Below are 14,641 nucleotides of genomic sequence, written 5' to 3'. Positions count from 1 at the left end.
ATTATAGCCGATCCGCGAAAAGCCGATAGCTGAGGACTAAGAGACCATAAAAATACCCTAAACAAGGGGACAAGAGCGACAAAATACTGGCATAATGAGCAAGGCCGTCTGATTTTTTTCTGGCCCCATCCTTTCTATACTACATTCGTAATATAAGTAATTCTCTAGTTAGACTATGCGAACTCACTACTGTGGCGACCTTAGCGCGATCGAAATTGAAAAAAGTGTCACCCTCTTCGGTTGGGTCGATCGCCGTCGCGATCACGGTGGCGTTATTTTTATTGATCTGCGGGATCGCAGTGGTATTGTCCAGATCGTCAGTGATCCCCAACGAACTCCCGCTTCCTACCCCATCGCTGAAACCGTCAGAAACGAGTATGTCATCAAGGTGACGGGAACAGTCAGTCAACGTCCCCCCGAATCCCTTAACCCCCGCATTGCCACCGGAGAAATTGAAATTTATGCCAGTAGCATCGAGATTCTCAACGGGGTTACTAAACAACTGCCTTTTGTCGTCTCCAGTTCCGAAAGTGAATCGGTACGGGAAGATGTGCGCTTGCGATACCGCTATCTAGACCTACGCCGGGAGCGTATGAGTCAGAATTTACAACTACGTCACCAAGTTGTCAAGGAAATGCGCCGTTTTCTCGAAGATGAACAGCATTTTATCGAAGTGGAAACACCAATTTTAACTCGATCAACTCCCGAAGGAGCGCGGGATTATCTGGTTCCTTCCCGTGTCAACCCCGGCCAATGGTACGCTTTACCCCAATCACCGCAATTATTTAAGCAATTATTAATGGTGTCGGGAATGGATCGCTACTATCAAATCGCTCGCTGTTTCCGGGATGAAGATCTGCGTGCTGATCGTCAACCGGAATTTACTCAGTTGGATATGGAGATGAGTTTTCTCTCCTTAAGCGAGATTTTAGCCCTGAATGAGGCTTTAATCGCTCATATCTTCAAAAAAGTCAAAAATATCGATATAAGCCTGCCCCTGCCCCGTTTAACCTATGCTGAGGCTATGGATCGCTATGGGGTCGATCGCCCCGATACTCGTTTTGGCTTGGAATTGGTCAATGTGGCGGAGATTTTTGCCGATTCGGGATTTAAGGTGTTTTCAGGTGCGATCGCTAGTGGTGGGACGGTGAAAGTTTTACCGATTCCCAACGGTAACGAGGCGATTTCTAACGTCAGAATCAAACCGGGTGGGGATTTATTCAAAGAAGCCACCGATGCGGGTGCGAAGGGAATCGCCTACATCCGCGTGCGCGAGGACTACGATTTTGATACCATCGGTGCGATTAAAGATAACCTGACAGAGGCACAAAAACAGGCTTTAATCGAGAAGACTGGCGCAAAACCGGGGCATCTGCTCTTATTTGGGGCAGGAGATACCGATACAGTCAATAAATCCCTATCCCGCCTACGCTTAGTTTTAGGGGAACAATTGGGATTAATTGATCCCGAGAAAATCAACCTCCTCTGGGTGACGGATTTCCCGATGTTTGAATACAACGCCGAGGAAAAACGCCTAGAAGCATTGCATCACCCCTTTACTGCCCCTAATCCCGAAGATTTAGACGATCTAGCCCAGGCTCGCGCCCTAGCCTACGATATGATTTTTAATGGTATTGAAATCGGTGGCGGCAGTTTGCGGATCTATCAACGGGAAGTACAGGAAAAAGTCTTCGCTACCATCGGTCTATCCCCAGAGGAAGCCTATAATAAATTCGGCTTTTTGTTAGAAGCTTTTGAATACGGAACCCCTCCCCACGGTGGCATCGCCTACGGTTTAGATCGCTTGGTGATGTTGTTAGCAGGAGAAGAATCAATTCGCGATGTGATTGCTTTCCCGAAAACCCAGCAAGCTAGTTGTTTACTCACTTCTGCACCTTCAACAGTGGCAGCGAAGCAATTAAAAGAATTATCCGTTGCTTCTACCTACAAACCGCCATCCTAAGATTAGGGTGGGCAATGCCCACCTAATTTTTGCAAGTCTGTTGACACCATGCTCTTAAATTCTTTTCTGCCCTCACTTCATCCTCTTTAGCAGTGGCTAAAAATTCCTAGAGTTTAGTTTTGGGAACTAGGGGAAAAGTGCAGGGTAAGCGCATCTTAACAATCCTTGACAATTGTTAAGCAAAAATCGACCAAATGGGTCGAGTTCGCCCCCTACAAAATCGACCCGCCTAAGGGCGGGAAAGAAAAGAAAAAATAGGGAATGAGGGTAAAAGGGGAAAAAGGAAAAAGGGTTAGAGAGTTCTCCCGAAAATGCAGACTACCCGAAAACCGTAATTGTTGATGCGGTTGACGCGGCGGAAGTAGTAGTCGTAGCGAATCGCGGAACGGCAGTAATTCGGATTGTAGCCCCAGGAACCGCCCCGCAGAGGAGAACGATTATCATTACCATTTTCTATCCAGACACTGCCATCCGTCGGCGCACCGTCATAGTTATCGTGCCAAGTATCGGCGCACCACTCCCGGACATTGCCGTGCATATCGTACAGTCCAAAGGCGTTTGGGGGAAATTGTCCCACGGGAGTTGTTTCGCTTCGATATTCTCCGTTCGGTTCATCGGCGTAGGTATTAGTGGCATTGTAGTTAGCCAATTCCCCCGTAATGGTTTCCCCAAAGTAAAACGGGGTGGTGGTTCCAGCACGACAAGCGTATTCCCATTCCGCTTCACTCGGTAGTCGGTATTCCCGAACCGTTAGTTTTGATAATCTCGCACAGAACTCGATCGCATCGTACCAGTTGACTTGTTCCATGGGACGGCGATCGCTATGGGGACGGTATTTAAAATAGGCTGGGTTGAGATCAAGGTCTTGTTTAACTTTTAAATCCGTGCGAGAGGCGATCGCTTTCCACTGAGCCTGGGTGATGGGATATTTACCCATAAAGAAGGGTGGGACATTTACTTCATGTTGTGGTCTTTCCCTTCTAAATCCTTCCCAATTAAATTTTTTCACCAGTCTTTCGATTTCCTCATCTTCTGTTCCCATCAGGAAAGTTCCCCCCGGAATGGCGACCATTTCTAAGGTGATGCCTTTGCCCAGATCTTCCCTGAAATATTGGGACTGTTTCGACTCTTTTCTAATTTGCTCACCCTTCGCATTTACTCCCACCACCTCAAAGTTAAATACTGATAACAGTTGTTTTGGCTCTTCTGGTTCAAGCTTGAATTGATAGGTAATTGCTCTTTCTAGTTGCTCAAATCCGTCTTCTTCCCAATAATCAAGCCAGTGGAGGTCTCGCAGATTCAAGCCAACTTCTGCAAGTCGCAGATCAGGAATTTCGCATTCTTCTAACCTCATGGGAATAAAAAAAATTGTCCCCAGTAGCATCTGTCCCAAGGTATCAAGTGCAATCCTCAACTCCCGTTGGATGTATCCCTGTTTATTAGCCGATTTCGCTGACAGACAGGCGAGAAAAATCTGACTAGCTTTAATCGCCTTCGGAATTTCATCTCGCCAAATTTGACCCGGAATCAGGTCTTTTTTATCTAACCAAGGTTTATATCCCGCTTGCTTAAGGCGGTCATGCAGTGCCAAAACTGCTGGTTTGTCCTCACTAGCGTGAGCTAGGAAAATTTGGATCTCTGACTTTTTCATCGGAAATTTTGGGTCTGAAACCCCGCCGTTCTAGGTTGGCTTTACCGTCAAATATTAGCACATTTACACGATATATGCTAGAATGCGGGATATGGAAAAGCTATCGCTACCGATTTTACCCCACACCAACACAAGAGTCGCTATTGCGGCGCACATTGGGCTGTGTAAGATTAGTTTACAACAAAGCTCTCCACGAACGAACACAAGCTTGGTACGAAAGACAAGAAAGAGTAGGCTACGCTCAAACTTCTTCAATGTTGACCGATTGGAAAAAACAAGAAGAATTAAACTTTCTCAATGAAGTTAGCTGTGTACCTTTACAACAAGGGTTAAGACATTTACAAACAGCTTTCACTAATTTCTTTGCTGGTCGTACTAAGTATCCCAACTTTAAGAAAAAACATCAGGGAGGAAGTGCCGAATTTACCAAATCTGCTTTTAAGTTCAAAGACAAACAAATCTATTTAGCCAAATGCACAGAACCTTTACCTATTCGATGGTCAAGACAAATACCAGACGGATGTGAACCAAGTACAGTAACAGTCAGATTACATCCCTCAGGACGTTGGCATATCTCAATTAGATTTGATGACCCAACAATTAAGCCATTACCAGTAACAGATAAAGCCATCGGAATTGACTTAGGAATTAGTAGCCTCGTGATTACCAGCGATGGCGATAAAGTGTCTAATCCCAAGCATTTTAAAAAGCATTATCGGAGACTGCGAAGAGCAGCGAAAAATCTTTCTCGAAAACAGAAAGGATCAAAAAATCGGGAAAAAGCAAGAATCAAAGTAGCCAAGATTCACGCTCAAATCACCGATAGCAGAAAAGACCATTTACATAAGCTAACCACTCAATTAGTTCGTGAAAACCAAACGATTGTAGTTGAGAATTTAGCCGTCAAGAATCTGGTCAAAAACCCGAAATTATCTCAGGCAATATCTGACGTTAGTTGGGGAGAAATAACCCGACAATTAGCCTATAAATGCCGTTGGTACGGCAGAAATTACATCGAAATAGATAGATGGTTTCCTAGCTCTAAAAGATGTAGTAATTGCGGGTATATTGCTGAAAAAATGCCGTTAAATATTCGAGAGTGGGATTGTCCAGACTGTGGGACTCACCATGACCGAGATATTAACGCGAGTAAAAATATTTTGGCATCAGGGCTTGCGGTGTCAGTCTGTAGAGCGACCATAAGACCAGAACAGAGTAAATCTGTTCAGGCAGGTGCGGAACCCCGCAAGGGAAAGAAGCAGAAACCCAAATCGTGAGGTTTGGGAATCGCCGTCCGTTTTACGGCGGTGAGGATGTCAAAACTTTTTCTTATGACCACAAGTAGGGGAGAGCCAGATTAACTGGCATAAAATCTCTAAATAAACCATTTAATTGATTATTACTCATTCTTAATTCTCCTGAATACTGCCTACTGTCTCGGAGTCTCCTGACTACTGCCTACTGAATCCTCACCAACCACGACAATTTGGGATTTTCACAGCAAGTCCACTTTCTCACTTTCCCCACCCGTGACCTTTTTCCGTTAGATTATAAATGGATACAAAACTTAACATTTTATCCAGAATCTACCGAGAGGGCAGACCGTGCGGCCAGATACCCTAGAAAATAACCAGCATTCAGCCGATAATTCGCTAGTTCCCGAAGTTATCGCATTTAAACCCGAAATTGAGCCAGAGGAACCCGAATACTCGCCAAAACCGACAAAAACCAACTCTTGGCTATCGGGAGGAAGGGGTTTATTTATCGGCGTGGGATTGGGGGTTTTATTGACCCTAGGGGCGACTCGTTTCGCTAATCGACCCCAAACAGCCCAAAACCCCAATACTCAGCCCGTAGCGGCAAAAAATGAGGCACCAGCACAAACAGTAACCACCACTAGGGTGGAATCCACTGCCGTGGCCCGCACCCTGAAAGCGACTGGAAGCGTGGCAGCCTACGAATTAATCCCGATTCTTTCCCAAGCGACGGGACTACAAATCAAAGAAATCTTTGTCGATGAGGGTGATATCGTTAGCCAAGGTCAAATTCTCGCTCGTCTCGATGATACCGTCCTACAAGCGCAATTAACCCAAGCACAGGCAAATGTCGCCCAATCCCGGGCGCGTTTGGCAGAATTGCAAGCGGGTAGCCGTAAAGAGGAGATCGCTAGAGCTAACCAAACTATTCAACGCATAAAGGCTGAAATTAGTCAAGCTCAATCGGATTGGGATTTGGCTAAAAAACGCGTCCAGAGAAACCAAAGTTTAGAAGCGGAAGGAGCGATCGCCCGGGATCGTCTCGATGAGGTCCTCAATGAAGAAAGAAACAAAGCGGCGATCGTACAACAGACCCAATCCCGTTTAGGAGAAGCAGAGCAGCAACTAGCGCAATTGCAAGCGGGCAACCGTCCCGAAGTGATCGCCCAAGCTACAGCCCAATTAACGGAAGCTCAAAGCCGTTTAGCTATTGTTAAAGCTCAATTAAACGAGACGCGCCTGATTTCTCCGGTTAGTGGCAAAATTGCCGAAAGAAATGCTCGCATCGGGGACACCACCAACGGTCAAAATGCTCTCTTTAAAATCATCGAAAATGGGCGTTTAGAGCTAAGATTACGGGTTCCTGAGAATCAATTGCCCTTAATCCGCGTCGGAGCGCCCGTTACTATCACTTCCGATGCTAATAGCAGTTTAAAATTATCGGGACAGGTGCGCGAAATTAATCCCATCGTCGATGAGGCATCCCGTCAAGCAACGGTTAAAGTCGATTTAACCGACAATACAGGGTTAAAACCGGGGATGTTTTTACGAGGTGCGATCGTGACGAATACTAGCAATAGTTTAACCGTCCCCATGACCGCAGTTTTACCTCAAAAAGATAATCAAGCTCTAGTTTATTTAGTGGAACCTGATAACACTGTCACCGCCAAAACTGTGCAATTAGGTCAAATTATGCCGAATAATCGCGTGGAAATTCTTACGGGTTTACGAGCGGGCGATCGCATTGTGGTCAAAGGGGCAGCCTATCTCGGTGATGGCGACAAAATTACAGCAATCAGTAATCAGTAATCAGTGATCAGTAATCAGTAATCAGTAATCAGTAATCAGTAATCAGTGATCGGTAGCGGGGCAAACAGATGGAGAGTAAAGTTTATGATAAAGCTTATAAATTTGCCATTAGGATTGTTAAAGGCTATAAATATTTGTGTGAGACTAAACAAGAATATGTTTTGTCAAAACAGCTATTAAGGAGTGGCACTTCAATCGGGGCTAACATTGCCGAAGCTAATGGAGCTATTTCTCAAGCTGATTTTCGAGCTAAAATGTCAATAGCTTATAAGGAATGTCTAGAAACAAAGTATTGGCTGTCTCTATTGAAAGACACGAATTACATAGAGGAAAGAGCCTTTCAAAGTATCAATGATGATGCGGAGGAAATTGGTAAAATGCTTTGGGCTATTCTAAAAACCTGCCAAGAAAATACCAAAAACCAAAAACTGATAACTGATAACTTACCCACTGATAACTGATAACTGATAACTGATAACTGAAATTATGGCTTTTAATATTTCTAATTGGTCTATCAAAAATCCCATTCCGACGATCCTGATCTCCCTGGTTATGGCCGTAATGGGATACATTGCCTTTCTAGGATTAGGGATCGATCGCTCTCCTAACATCGACATTCCGGCCGTGATTATCACCGTTAATCAACCCGGCGCCGGTCCAGAGGAATTGGAAACCCAAGTCACCAAAAAAGTCGAGGATGCGGTGGCTGCTTTGGGTAATATCGATCAAATTACTTCTACTATTAACGAGGGCAGCAGCACCACCACCGTTAACTTTATCCTTGGCACTAACAGCGATCGCGCTACCAATGATGTACGCAATGCCATAGCGCAAATTCGGCAGGATTTACCCCAAGATACTAATGATCCAATTGTCCAACGTTTAGAATTTGCCGGGGGTGCGGTGATGAACTATACCATCTCCTCCCCGAAAAGATCGATCGCCGAATTAAGTGATCTAGTTGATCGTCAAATTGGCCGCGCTTTAACGGGAGTGCCGGGGGTAGCACGAGTCGATCGCGTTGGGGGAGTCGATCGAGAAGTGCGTGTAGATTTAGATCCCAGTCGTCTGATCGCCTACGCTATCACGGCCACGGCGGTTAATGACCAAATTCGCAGTTTTAATATTAATTTACCCGGGGGGCGATCGGAAATCGGTGGTAGTGAACAAACCGTCCGCACCCTCGGCAGCGCTGAAACGATCGAAGATTTAAGGAATTATCAAATCTCTTTACCTAACGGTGATACCGTCCCCCTAAGCAATTTAGGGACAGTTAGCGATAGTTCCAGTGATCCTCGACAAATGGCCCTCTTAGATGGGCAGCCAGTGGTGGGTTTTTCGATTTTACGGGGGACTGGCAGCACCTTGGTGACGGTAGAAACAGCAGTGCGCCAAGAAATCGAGAATTTAAAGAAAAAACTGCCCGAAGATATTAAATTTCAATTAATTTTTACCCGTGCTGACTCAATTCGTGCTAGTTACGAAAGCCTTCTGAGCGATCTGATCATCGGTTGCATCATGACGGTGATCACGGTGGGTCTATTTTTAGGCAATTGGCGTGCCACGATTATCACGGGTTTAGCCCTGCCTTTGTCGATTTTCCCGACTTTTTGGGTGATGCAGTCCCTAAATTATACCCTTAACGGTATGACCCTACTGGCCTTAGCTTTAGCTTTGGGTAATCTGGTGGATGATGCGGTGTGTATGGTGGAGGACATCGATCAACATTTAGCTATGGGTAAAAAACCCCTGCAAGCGGCCTTTGATGCCTCAAAAGAGATTGGATTAGCCGTTTTAGCCAGTGCGGCGGCAATTATAGCAGTATTCCTGCCGGTTGCTTTTATGGGCGGTGTGCCGGGCCAATTCTTTCAACCTTTCGGCGTTACGGTGGCGGTTTCTACCCTATTCTCCAGTTTGATCGCTGTCACCGTCACCCCGATGTTAAGTGCCTATATTCTACAGCCGAAAAAGCTGAAAACTGGTGATAATAATCCTTCCTCGCGCCCCCGTTTTCGTCCCTACAAAAGTTTGTTAACTTGGGCTTTACGTCATCGAATCCTGACTTTATTGGCGGCTTTGGCCTTTTTTATCGGTAGTTTACAGTTAGTTCCCTTGATTCCAAAAGGGTTATTTAGTTCCGGGGATACTGGATTAAGTACAATAAGCCTAGAATTGGCTCCCGGTGCGACTTTGAATGATACTGTTGCCGTGGCTAATCAGGTGAATAGTTTACTGCAAAAAAATCCCGCCGTCGCTAATGTTTTGGCTATTCCGGGAGATTCGGGACGGGTAAACACGGGGTTAATATATGTTAATTTAGTTCCTAAGGAACAGCGATCGCTAACTCAACGGCAATTTGAGGAACAAACCCGTCGGGATTTCCAGAAGATACCGGGGGCTAGAGTGACTTTTCGGGCGCAGGGGGGAGCAGGAAGCACTAAGGATGTGGCTATTATTTTAAAAAGTGAAAATGGCGATATTTTAACCCAAACTGCCCAAAAATTAGAGCGAGAAATGCGAGCTTTACCCGGTTTTGTCGAGGTCAGTTCCGGGGTAAGTTTAGTTAAACCGGAGATCATTATTCAACCGGATACCGTGCGGGCTGCCGATCAGGGAGTCTCAGTCAGAGCGATCGCCCGTACTGCATCTTTAGCTTTAATTGGCGATAATGAGTTTAATTTAGCTAAATTTAACCTTGCTGACCGACAAATTCCCATCCGGGTGAAAATTGCCAATGATGGACGCAGTGAGATAGAAACTCTGCAAAATTTGCGCGTTCCTAGCAGTAATGGGACGTTAGTACCGCTTAACTCGGTGGCGACAATTAGCTTAGGTAGTGGACCTGCGGAAATTCAACGCTTTAACCGTCAACGTCAGGTTAATATTGGAGCTAATTTAGAGGGAGTTTCGTTGGGAAGTGCGGTGACACAAATTCGCGCTTTACCAATCATGAAAAACCTACCCCCAGAGGTGACAGAAGAACCCTTTGGTGATGCTCGTATTATGCGCGATATCTTCGCTCGTTTTTTGGGGGCGTTAAGTTTAGCAATTATTTCTATCTATGGGATTCTGGTCTTATTGTATAACAATTTCCTCTATCCCTTAGCGATTTTAACTTCCCTTCCCTTATCGATTGGTGGTACTTTAATCGCTCTTTTAATTACCCAAAAAGAGTTAGGTTTATACGCTTTAATTGGCATAGTTTTACTGATGGGATTAGTCACTAAAAATGCGATTCTGTTAGTAGATTTTGCCTTGAGTGGTCTTCAGGAAGGGAAACCGCAATTTAAGGCGGTGATTGATTCGGGAGTCTCTCGTTTACGACCAATTATTATGACCTCCGTTTCCACAATTGCCGGGATGTTACCGATTGCTTTAGCTTTAGGTGCAGATGGGGAAATTCGCGCACCGATGGCGATTGCCGTTATTGGTGGTTTTACCACTTCCACCCTATTAACTTTGGTGGTTGTGCCGGTAATCTTTACTTATATCGATAGTTTTTACTATTGGTTCCGGGGATTATTTGTTAAACAAAAACCCAAGTCGATTTAGTACAGAAAACGGGTTTCTCCGAGAAACCCGTTTTCTACTCATGCAGAAGGCAAAAATGGGAATAAATAATCAGTCTTTAATAACCAGATTTAGTATAAAATATCTTGCTGAAAGCTTGAGAAAAAACCCAGAGAAACTAACCCATGAATCCCTTGAAAGTCACACATCAAACTCTATCCCTTCCCCCATGGGCTGCGGTACTTGGGCCTGGGGAAATCGTCTTCTCTGGGGTTATGATGAGAGTATGGATAGCCAGTTACAAGCGGTTTTTAATCTCTGCGTCGAGCGGGGTGTCACCCTATTTGATACGGGAGACTCCTACGGCACAGGCAAACTCAACGGACAGAGTGAGAAGCTATTAGGACGCTTTACAGGGGAATATACCGGTTATAACGCTGATCATATCCGTATTGCTACCAAACTCGCCCCTTATCCTTGGCGTTTAACCCGTCATGCCATGGTGAAAGCTTGTCAAGCTTCGGCAACCAGACTAGGCCGCCCGGTGGATTTAGTGCAAATGCACTGGTCAACGGGCAATTATGCGCCATGGCAGGAGGGAGGATTATTAGACGGATTGGGGGATTGTCTGGAAAAGGGGTTAGTTAAAGGGGTGGGTTTATCCAATTTTGGACCGAAAAGATTGAAGTCTGCCTATCAAAAGTTTGCCAGTCGCGGCATTCCTATTACCAGTTTACAGGTACAGTATTCTCTCCTTTCTACCTATCCTCTCGCTGACTTGGGATTAAAGGAACTATGTGAGCAATTGGGTATTAAAATTATTGCCTATAGTCCCTTAGCTTTGGGGTTATTAACCGGGAAATATCGAGATAATAAAAACTTACCCCCAGGATTACGTCGCTTCCTTTTTGGTCAATTAATTCCCGCTATTTCGCCTCTGATGAGTTGCCTAGAAGTTATCGCCCAAGCTAAAAATAAAACTATTAGCCAAGTTGCCTTAAATTGGTGTATCTGTAAGGGAACAATTCCTATACCCGGAGCTAAAAATGTTCGGCAAGCTGAGGATAATTTAGGCGCTTTAGGATGGAGTTTAGACAGTGGGGAAATAACAGAATTAGATAAAATTGCCGCAGGTTTAGATAAAAAAATGGTGCAAAATATCTTTCAAACTAAGTAGGGTTTGCTGAATAAATCTAAAAACTTTGCTGGATAAGGCTTTTAGACTTTTTTGACCTCAAAAAGTGCCGACCATTGGAGTGATTGGGGGGAAAATCCCTGGACTTTTTCCCTGAAAATTAGGTAATTGACCAGGTGAAAATGGGTAAAACCCCACACCCCACACCCCACACCCCACACCAGGAAAAACTTTTTCAGCAAACCCTACTTATCTTGAGAGACCAATTTTAAGCTAGGACGGGGTTGGATTGTTCCCCCGTAAGCGACGGCAGTATGGGGAGATAGGACAAGATGAGGAGATATACCCAAAGAAATTCGATAGATTTCCCCAGCTTTATCCATTAATTGCTGTTTAACTGGCTCTTTCGGCAAATTTTGCCGCCAAGCTAGGGGAATCCCCTCGATACCGTTGTACAATCCCGCCCAAATCCCCGCTAAAGTGGTGGTTAATTGCCGTTGATAGGGACTAGAATTAGCGCGACGCACGCTCACGGCGAAATCCTCGGTCGTTTGCAGAAAAGTATAGAGAGAAGCTGCGATGGCAATTCCTAAAGGTGAGATATCTTTCGCCCAAGCCGATAAAATGGACTCTAGGGGATGATTCTGTCCTAAAGCTGACTGAATCTGCTCTAATAGCTTATTCTTGGGGTTAATAGTTAGTAGTTGCCCCATTAACTGATTTAAAGGCCTTTTTCCCTCTAATAACAGACCTACTGCCTCTCCCCAAATTATCGCTTCTTGTCGGGTTAACTCGGAAATTAAGCCCTTTTTCAGCCAAAAATTTAATCTAGCTTGCCAACGTTCCCCATGGTCAGGCCAGGTTAAAATCTCCGGCAACAGCACAAATAATAACGCCGATTCCGACTGCTGCCTAGCTTCGATCGCAATGGGCAAATCTTCCTGAGATTGCAGAGCTTGTAAAAGCAGGGTCGTGCTTGGTGTAGCCTCATAGTTAAAGGCTGGTATTAGGGGTTGATTATGCAAGGATTCCCCAATATATGCCCCGATTAACCCTCCCTGAAGGCGATCGAGGGGTGAAAAAACCTTTTGCATAAATTAGCTCAATTTGCCCGGTAGGTGACTTCCTCGACTTTGCCCGGTTGCCCCAGTTGTTTAGCATGGGCATTATTAACGGCAACGTAAACCCCGCCGGCATTACCCGCCCTCACGGTTAATTCTCGGTTTGCTTGCCAAGTGCGATGGCTTCCTTGGGGCAGTACACCCTCAAATTCTGTCTTGCCATCCACCACCACCCGCAGCCAGCAGTCATCCTCCAGTTTTACCCCACCACCAGCTGCTGATTATTGCTGGTTTTGTTGGCTACCGGTTGAAGGGGATTGCTTTTCGGTTGGACAATTTGCTGTTGTGGCAAGGAAGGCGGCGGTAAGCGATTCGATTGCAGTACCGATTTTTGCAGGACGTGGGATAGGGTTTGTACGGAACCAATAACTAAGATTAAATAGAGAAAATAGAGATGAATCGGGCGAATTTGAAGACTCGGCAGCGATAAAGACGGTTTTGTTCCCCTGAAAAAGTTATTGACCTTGGTGGGAAAACGCCGACTAATCGCCTCACCATCCAGGGACAGACTATCAGCAAATTGTTTGATTAACCAACGAATATAAATCGGTTCGGGCAATGACTCCAAATCCCCCGCTTCCAGCGCTTCTAGACGATGGCGCGGGATTAAGGTTTTCTGGGCAATTTCCTCGAGAGAAAGGGACTGTTCTAGGCGATTTTTTTGCAAATAAACGCCGATTTCCAGTAATTTGGTGCGCTGTTTATGCTGGGGGTCGAGTTGTGATTGGAGAAGGCGAAACATATCGCTATTAGGGGCTGACTTTCAGCTTAGTTAATCTGGTTCTTTAAATATTTCAGTTCATCAAGGGTTAAAAAACGGTAATCACCCAAGGGTAAGGGGGAATTATTACCGGAGTTTAGTTGAATACGACCGATAGCACTGCGATGAAGTTTCAGGACGTGATAACCTAATTCTTCGGCTACAGAGCGAATCTGCCGATTTCTTCCCTCCACTAAAATAACTTCTAGTAGGGTTTTTTGGTCGGTTTGCTTGAGTATCTCAACCTGTGCGGGTAAGGTTTTTTTTCCCCCTAAGAGGATACCTTCTCGCCAACGCTGGAGAGCAAGTCTATCAATCGCACCATCTAGCCAAACCCGATAGGTTTTGGGCAAATGATAACGGGGATGGGTGAGGGTGAGGGTGAGTTGACCGTCGTTGGTGAGGAGTAAAGCCCCAGTGGTGTTAATGTCCAACCTTCCTACGGGATGTAACCCCGTCTCGCTGGCGAGGGAGTCGGGCAAAAGGTCAATCACCGTCGGCCGGTTTTGCGGATCCTTACAGGTAGAAACCACACCAATGGGTTTGTTGATTAGTATATACAATCTTTGGGGACGATTGCCCGGTTCAATTTTTTTTCCGTCTATCTCTAGGTGATCTTTTTCGGGGTCGGCTTTTTCTCCTAACTGCACGATTTTGCCATTCCGTCTCACCCGGCCGGCCACAATCATCTCCTCCGCCCTTCTTCGGGAGGCAATTCCCCACTGGGCAAGGATTTTCTGGACTCTCTCCGCCATTTTTTTTGTTTTTAACCCTTTCTATCTCCTATTATAGGCATCCTAAAAGGGTTTTTTCGCCCAAAAAGTGAAGAAAAACCGAATATCTCCGGCTGCCTCTTGGATTTTTTTCTTGGAAAACTTCTCAAAAAAAAAGGAGTGATCCCTTGACTTGGGCGCTGGCTTCGGTTACAATTTTCTTATAATGGGAATCTGTTTATATTTTTTTTGGTTGCCAACACTCGATTGTATATAAAGTCTTATAAAAATATCATCTCAAAAAGCCGTGAAAAAAGCAAGCAAAATTTTGCCGACAATTGTTAAAAAAGTCGGGTTAATTTTCCTTACGGGGGGATATGACTTTAAACGGGTTATTTCTCGGTTATCCAAGCGGTAAACTTTGATTGATGATGAATTGGGGACGTAAGTGACGGAGTTTGCGTCTCTTTGTTATAATTCAAAGGCTAGGCTATAGTAACTCTTCATAAACACCGATAATTTTGGTCAAAGATGTAAAAAAATGAATATTGAACTCGTGGAATCTCTAGTTAATGCAATTAAATCCTTGGCTCTTCTGGTTTCTGTGTGTAAACGAGGTCTATACTGATAGTTTCTTCTTTCAAAATAGTCCTAAAAGTCTTGCCCAGTAAGCATTTAACCTTAGATAAGCAAAAATTATCACACAAAGTCGAGAAGAGCCAA

9 protein-coding genes and 2 pseudogenes are annotated in these 14,641 nt (G+C 45.0%); 6 read left to right on the top strand and 5 right to left on the bottom strand.

Annotation, left to right across the window (positions count from 1 at the left end; all coding sequences use genetic code 11):
* Positions 1-175 precede the first annotated feature (175 nt).
* The gene (gene aspS / locus VL20_RS22530) at positions 176-1,963 is read left to right on the top strand and encodes an aspartate--tRNA ligase (RefSeq protein WP_052277871.1); all 1,788 of its coding nucleotides are present in this window, start codon (positions 176-178) and stop codon (positions 1,961-1,963) included.
* Positions 1,964-1,985: 22 nt separating this feature from the next.
* On the opposite strand, the pseudogene VL20_RS33900 reads toward aspS, so the two are convergent.
* Positions 1,986-2,102, bottom strand: a pseudogene (locus tag VL20_RS33900) (Uma2 family endonuclease); the annotation flags it as partial.
* A 153-nt stretch (positions 2,103-2,255) separates the two neighbouring features.
* Entirely contained in the window at positions 2,256-3,614 is a 1,359-nt protein-coding gene (locus VL20_RS22525; protein ID WP_052277870.1) for an SUMF1/EgtB/PvdO family nonheme iron enzyme, read from the bottom strand.
* 74 nt (positions 3,615-3,688) lie between these two features.
* Between VL20_RS22525 and VL20_RS22520 the strand changes: the two genes are divergently transcribed.
* The 5 genes from VL20_RS22520 to VL20_RS22500 all read left to right on the top strand — a co-directional run bounded on the left by VL20_RS22520 (position 3,689) and on the right by VL20_RS22500 (position 11,366).
* Positions 3,689-4,891 carry an RNA-guided endonuclease InsQ/TnpB family protein gene (locus VL20_RS22520; RefSeq protein ID WP_369800418.1) on the top strand — a complete coding sequence of 401 codons (1,203 nt, stop codon included), beginning with the start codon at positions 3,689-3,691 and terminating at the stop codon, positions 4,889-4,891.
* Positions 4,892-5,218: 327 nt separating this feature from the next.
* Entirely contained in the window at positions 5,219-6,679 is a 1,461-nt protein-coding gene (locus VL20_RS22515; protein WP_052277869.1) for an efflux RND transporter periplasmic adaptor subunit, read from the top strand.
* A 68-nt stretch (positions 6,680-6,747) separates the two neighbouring features.
* Positions 6,748-7,140, top strand: coding sequence for a four helix bundle protein (locus VL20_RS22510; protein WP_052277868.1), 393 nt, complete (start codon positions 6,748-6,750; stop codon positions 7,138-7,140).
* Between the two features lie 25 nt (positions 7,141-7,165).
* The gene (locus VL20_RS22505; protein ID WP_052277867.1) at positions 7,166-10,231 is read left to right on the top strand and encodes an efflux RND transporter permease subunit; all 3,066 of its coding nucleotides are present in this window, start codon (positions 7,166-7,168) and stop codon (positions 10,229-10,231) included.
* 187 nt (positions 10,232-10,418) lie between these two features.
* Positions 10,419-11,366: an aldo/keto reductase gene (locus tag VL20_RS22500; protein ID WP_052278549.1), complete on the top strand. Its 948-nt coding sequence runs from the start codon at positions 10,419-10,421 to the stop codon at positions 11,364-11,366.
* A gap of 203 nt (positions 11,367-11,569) precedes the next feature.
* Here VL20_RS22500 and VL20_RS22495 read toward each other — a convergent pair whose 3' ends face one another.
* From VL20_RS22495 to VL20_RS22485, 3 genes and pseudogenes are all read right to left on the bottom strand, one after another.
* Entirely contained in the window at positions 11,570-12,418 is an 849-nt protein-coding gene (locus VL20_RS22495) for an ADP-ribosylglycohydrolase family protein (protein ID WP_052277866.1), read from the bottom strand.
* Positions 12,419-12,426: 8 nt separating this feature from the next.
* A pseudogene (locus VL20_RS22490) lies at positions 12,427-13,187 on the bottom strand (helix-turn-helix domain-containing protein).
* Between the two features lie 26 nt (positions 13,188-13,213).
* Complete coding sequence (locus tag VL20_RS22485) at positions 13,214-13,960, bottom strand: pseudouridine synthase (RefSeq protein WP_052277865.1); 747 nt, start codon at positions 13,958-13,960, stop codon at positions 13,214-13,216.
* Positions 13,961-14,641: the final 681 nt, after the last annotated feature.

This window comes from Microcystis panniformis FACHB-1757, from assembly GCF_001264245.1.
GTDB classification, from domain to species: Bacteria; Cyanobacteriota; Cyanobacteriia; order Cyanobacteriales; family Microcystaceae; genus Microcystis; species Microcystis panniformis.
This window is presented reverse-complemented; position numbering and strand designations above follow the sequence as displayed.

What these genes read in the sequence shown, in the direction of transcription:
- aspS (WP_052277871.1), top strand. Translation starts at nt 176, where the DNA reads ATGCGAACTCACTACTGTGGCGACCTTAGCGCGATCGAAATTGAAAAA.
- VL20_RS22525 (WP_052277870.1), bottom strand. Translation starts at nt 3,614, where the DNA reads ATGAAAAAGTCAGAGATCCAAATTTTCCTAGCTCACGCTAGTGAGGAC.
- VL20_RS22520 (WP_369800418.1), top strand. Translation starts at nt 3,689, where the DNA reads ATGCTAGAATGCGGGATATGGAAAAGCTATCGCTACCGATTTTACCCC.
- VL20_RS22510 (WP_052277868.1), top strand. Translation starts at nt 6,748, where the DNA reads ATGGAGAGTAAAGTTTATGATAAAGCTTATAAATTTGCCATTAGGATT.
- VL20_RS22505 (WP_052277867.1), top strand. Translation starts at nt 7,166, where the DNA reads ATGGCTTTTAATATTTCTAATTGGTCTATCAAAAATCCCATTCCGACG.
- VL20_RS22500 (WP_052278549.1), top strand. Translation starts at nt 10,419, where the DNA reads ATGGGCTGCGGTACTTGGGCCTGGGGAAATCGTCTTCTCTGGGGTTAT.
- VL20_RS22495 (WP_052277866.1), bottom strand. Translation starts at nt 12,418, where the DNA reads ATGCAAAAGGTTTTTTCACCCCTCGATCGCCTTCAGGGAGGGTTAATC.
- VL20_RS22485 (WP_052277865.1), bottom strand. Translation starts at nt 13,960, where the DNA reads ATGGCGGAGAGAGTCCAGAAAATCCTTGCCCAGTGGGGAATTGCCTCC.